2 protein-coding genes are annotated in these 5,222 nt (G+C 63.7%); one reads left to right on the forward strand and one right to left on the reverse strand.

Going from position 1 to position 5,222, the window contains the following annotated elements:
- Positions 1–152: 152 nt before the first annotated feature.
- Positions 153–1,610, reverse strand: coding sequence for a metalloprotease TldD (gene tldD, locus B7G66_RS12890; RefSeq protein WP_003616966.1), 1,458 nt, complete (start codon positions 1,608–1,610; stop codon positions 153–155).
- 979 nt (positions 1,611–2,589) lie between these two features.
- On the opposite strand from tldD, the gene treF reads away from it, so the two are divergent.
- Positions 2,590–5,013, forward strand: coding sequence for an alpha,alpha-trehalase TreF (gene treF, locus B7G66_RS19085; protein WP_371861368.1), 2,424 nt, complete (start codon positions 2,590–2,592; stop codon positions 5,011–5,013).
- Positions 5,014–5,222: the final 209 nt, after the last annotated feature.

Raw genomic sequence — 5,222 nt, forward strand, 5'->3', positions numbered from 1 at the left:
AGCTTTTTGGAAAAAGCTTCACCAAAAACCTTTATAATTTCAGGTTGTTATTGGACCTGAATTTTCAAACAGCCTGTTAAGAAAGCTTGCGAAAAACGCCGCAGGGTCCTGTCCTTTGGAAGCCATGACAGTCCCGTGGAACGGCGGGTGTCTCAGCCGCCCGTGCCCCCGATCGTCAGGCCGGTCATCTTCAGCGTCGGCTGTCCCACGCCCACCGGGACTCCCTGTCCTGACTTGCCACAGGTACCGATCCCGGGGTCAAGGGCGGGTTCCTGTCCGATCATGGTGACTTTCGTCATCGCATCCGCGCCGTTACCGATCAGGGTCGCGCCACGGACCGGGGTGGTGATCTTCCCGTCTTCGATCAGGTAGGCTTCCGATGCGGCGAAAACGAACTTGCCCGAGGTGATGTCCACCTGCCCACCGCCGAAATTGACGGCGTACAACCCGCGTTTCGTCGTGCGGATCATATCCTCCGTCGTGGCGTCACCGCCCAGCATGATGGTGTTGGTCATGCGTGGCAGGGGGGCATGGGCATAGGATTCGCGCCGTCCGTTTCCGGTGGGCCGCACCCCCATCAGGCGTGCGTTCAACCGGTCCTGAAGATATCCGGTCAGAATCCCGTCCTCGATCATGACGGTGCGGCCTGTCGGGGTGCCTTCGTCATCGACCGTCAGGCTGCCGCGCCGTTCGGGCAGGGTGCCATCATCGACCACGGTTACGCCGGGGGCGGCCACGCGCTGGCCCATCAGCCCGGCAAAGGCGGAGGTGCCCTTGCGGTTGAAATCCCCCTCCAGCCCATGGCCCACGGCTTCGTGCAGCAAGATGCCGGGCCAGCCCGCACCCAGCACGACTTCCATTTCGCCCGCCGGGGCCGGGGCGGCGTCAAGATTGACAAGAGCCATGCGCAATGCTTCGTCCACGGCCGATTTCCAGACCGTGGCGTCAAGCAGGCGGGTATAGGCATACCGCCCGCCCAGCCCGTGCCCGCCACTTTCGCGGCGGCCGTCCTTTTCAACCACGACCGAGACATTCATGCGCACCAGCGGGCGGATATCGGCCACGCGCTGCCCATCGGGGCGGATGATCTGCACTGCCTGCCACTGTGCCGAAAGTGACGCCATGACCTGCACCACACGCGGGTCGCGGGCGCGGGCATAGGCGTCAAGTTCCGACAGCAGGGCCGCGCGCGTGGCGAAGTCCGTCTCCCCCAGTGGGTTGAGCGTGGGATAAAGCCGGTGGTTCGTCGCCTGCGGCCCAACCGCAAGCGTGCCGCTGCGGCCCGCGCGGATCTGTGTCACGGTTTCGCTGGCGCGGCGGATCGCACTTTCGCTGATATCGTCAGAATGGGCGAAGCCGGTTTCCTGGTCCATCACCGCGCGCAGGCCAAAGCCGGAGGAGGTGTCGAAGGTTGCCGAACGGATCACCCCTTCGTCGAGGGAGATCACCTCGCTTTCGCGGTATTCCAGGAACAGTTCGCCATCATCCATGCCCGCCAGCGCCTGCGCGACAAGGCGTTCGGCCTCTGTCCGGCCCAGGCGTGCATCGGCGCGTTCGAAAAACAGGCTGTCCGTGGTGGCCAGGGGGGACAGGGTGGGGTCAGGCGACATCGGGAATACTCCGCGGATAACGGGAACGTGGCCGCGCCCCTGTGGCAGGGTGCCCGGTGGCGCGATGCCCTGTGATGTAATGCCCTGTGACGTGATGCCCCTGTGATGCGATATCGAATGGCGTGATATCCGCTACAGGGGAACCGGGCGCATGCAGGGCCATGTATCGGGACCATAATCCGATTACCGTCATGGTGAAACCGTACACACGAAACGGCGCGCAACATGAACTGGACACAAACTGGATACAATAAAAAATGAACTTCCCTCCATGTGGGTGGTTTTCCTTTTCGTTCCCCGCGCATGCAGGGCATGGTGTGCGGTATGTTGCGGTCCCAACAGCGTGGAGTTCAGACGTCTCGTGAAAGTTTCCCTCATGGCCGGTTCGGCCCTGTCGCGTCCGGTCGCGCTGTGCGCGGGCGCTGCGTTGGTCGCACTTGTGTCATCAGTGAGCCCCGCGCTGTCGCAGGAAACCCATCAGGGCGCACAGGCCAGCCCCCAATCCCCTGTTGCAGCGTCTCTCCCTGCCGCTTCCGTCCCTGCCGTCCCGACGCAGCCCCCCGCGGAAGGGACAGTAGCGGCAGGTCCGACGACGCCCCCGGCCCCTGCCGCAGCCGCCGCCCCCGTAGCTGCCCCAATGGCAGCCCCTGTGACATCTTCCGTAGCGTCACCTGCCACATCTTCTGCAACATCTTCTGGCACCTCGCCTGTGGCTGCCCCCGCGTCGGCCATGCCCGATGCGGGGGCGGCATCCGCACCCGCCATGTCACCCCCCACACCCGTGTCGTCGCCCGCCCCTGCAACGCCCGCCGTAACGCCCGCTCCCGCAACGTCTGAGGCCGCGTCTTCCTCTATTCCGGCGGCCCCAACCCCTGTGACTTCAGCCCCGGCATCGCCTGTTCCGGTCACCATCACGGCCGCGAAGCCGGAGGATGACACCTACGCCGTGCCCACGCCGCAGGACCTTGGTGGCGCGGGTATGGCCGTTCCCCCCCGGGCGACGACGCCACCCGCAATGGCCGCGGATGGCACCAAGGCGGCGTCGCCGGGCGCGCATGTCGATGCCACGCCCGCAGGTATCCTCGCCCCCGCCCCACAGGCGGGACAGAAGCAGGAACCCGCCGGGTCGCACATGGTTCCGCCCGCCAATGCCCTGTTGACGGAGGCAGCGGCCCCGGTGACCATCACGCAGGACCTTCGGCCGCCTTCTGTCGTCCTTGATGGCCTGTTCGAGGATATTGCGCGCGCGCATATCTATGCCGACGCCAAGACGGCGGTGGATGCCATCCCTGACGAATCGCCGGAGGATCTTCTGGCGCAGTACAAGGCCGCCAAGGCGCGCCCGGATTTCGTGCTGAAGGATTTCGTCAGCCAGCATTTCACCCTGCCCGAACGCAAGACCGTTACCTACCAGCGCAGCCCGAATGAAAATGTGCGCGATTATATCATGGGCATGTGGGATGTGCTGCAACGTCCGCCCGATACGCAGGTGCAGTATTCTTCGCAGCTTCCGCTGCCTTATACCTATGTCGTGCCCGGTGGCCGTTTCAGCGAACTGTATTACTGGGACAGCTATTTTACCATGATCGGGCTGTATGAGGACGGCAAGATCGACCTGATGCGCGACATGGTGCGCGACATGGCGTCGATGATCGACCGTTATGGCCATATTCCCAATGGCAGCCGGACCTATTACCTCAGCCGTTCGCAGGTGCCGTTCTTCTCCCTGATGGTTGACCTGCTGGCGATGCATGACGGGCAGGTCGCCTATACCAAGTTCCTGCCCGAACTGCAGGCGGAATATGATTACTGGATGGATGGCGCGGATTCGGTGTCGCCGGGCGGGGCGTACCGGCATGTGGTGCGCCTGCCCGACGGGACGGTGATGAACCGTCATTGGGATGACCGCGACACCCCGCGTGACGAAAGTTATCCCGAAGACCTCGTCACGGCGGCGTCGCAGTCGGCGCGCAAGCCGGAGGAGGTCTATCGCGACCTGCGGGCCGGGTCGGAAACGGGGTGGGACTTTACCTCGCGCTGGCTGGCGGACGGACATACGCTGTCAACCATCCACACGACGGACCTGCTGACGGTGGAACTGAACTGCCTGATCCCGCATCTGGCGCAGACGCTGTCGCATGCCTATGCCCTGAAGGGGGACAAGGAAGCTGCCGCGCGATATGCCCGCATTGCGGATGAACGGGTCGCGGCCATGCAGCGTATCCTGTGGGATGAACGCCGTGCCGCCTATATCGATTATGACTGGAAGAAGGGCGAATCGACCTCCATCCTGTCGGGGGCGACGGCCATGCCGCTGTTCCTGCAGATGGCGACCCCCGAACAGGCCAAGGCCGTGGCAGAGACGATCCGCAAGAACCTGCTGAAGGTCGGTGGCCTGGTTGCCACCGAACGCACCAACAGCGGGCAGCAGTGGGATGCCCCCAATGGCTGGGCGCCGTTGCAGTGGATGGCGGTCAAGGGGCTGAACCAGTACGGGTACGACGAACTTGCCAGTGATATCGCCGCGCGTTGGATGGGACGTGTGATCGGTACGTACGAAAAATCCGGTGTGCTTTTGGAAAAATATGATGTTTCCAACCCCTATATCAGCCCCAAGGGCGGCAAAGGGGGGGGCGAATATCCGATGCAGATCGGGTTCGGCTGGACCAATGGCACGCTGCTGGGCCTGATGGATCGTTATCCGCAGAATACGCGCGTGGTGCTGGATCATAACCCTGCCGCCGATCTGCCGGATCGTCCGACGGTGCGCGCCCTGCCGCCAATGAACGCCTATGGCGTGCAGAGCGACAAGGACACGATTGATCGCTATAACCTGCCGCTTGTCACGGTGATGCCGCGCCCGGTTGCCCCCACGCCCTCCCTGCCGCAGGTATCGAGTGTGGGTGAAAGTGCCCCAACCCCCCCGTCCAGCGCACCACCGGTGCAGCCGACACCATCCGCCACGGTGGCGGCCACGCCGAAACCTGCGATGCCCGCGACCATTGCGACGCCAGGACCTGCCGCTTCCGCCCCGCCACAGTCGCCCGCCGAAGCGTCCACTGTGACACCTCACGGGGCCGCCACAGCCGGGGAGGGAACCACACCCGCCGTCGCGCATGACGGCGCGCCGCAACAGGTGGAAGCGCCAGCGGTCCCTGCCGTCGCCCCGTCCACCCCGACCACTCCGTCAGTAACAGCGTCGGCACCTGCATCGCAGTCCACAACGCCGCAGCCCACAACGTCCCAGTCCACAGTGCCGCAGCCGCCAGCAGGGGCATCCGCCGTGCTACCGGTTACGGCACAGCCCCGTGTGCAGCACGATGATCCGATGCCAACCCTGCCACCACATGTCACGGATGCGCCAAAGGAAAGTACCGCCACACCCCAACCTGCCGCGCATTGAGCACGGCAGGGGCGTTACAGACGCAAAAGGGTAAAAATTGCTGGCGAAGCTTTGGTCAGGGAAAACTTTGGAAAAGCCATTGCCTTCGTGGCAGGAAGCTGCCGCCGGCGCTGCCATTATCCTGATCGGCGGGTTGGTGTTAAGAGAATGTTTGAAAAGTCAGGATCGATAACATCCTGAAATTATAAAGGTTTTTGGTGAAGCTTTTT

The organism is Novacetimonas hansenii JCM 7643 (assembly GCF_000964405.1).
Classification (GTDB): domain Bacteria; phylum Pseudomonadota; class Alphaproteobacteria; order Acetobacterales; family Acetobacteraceae; genus Novacetimonas; species Novacetimonas hansenii.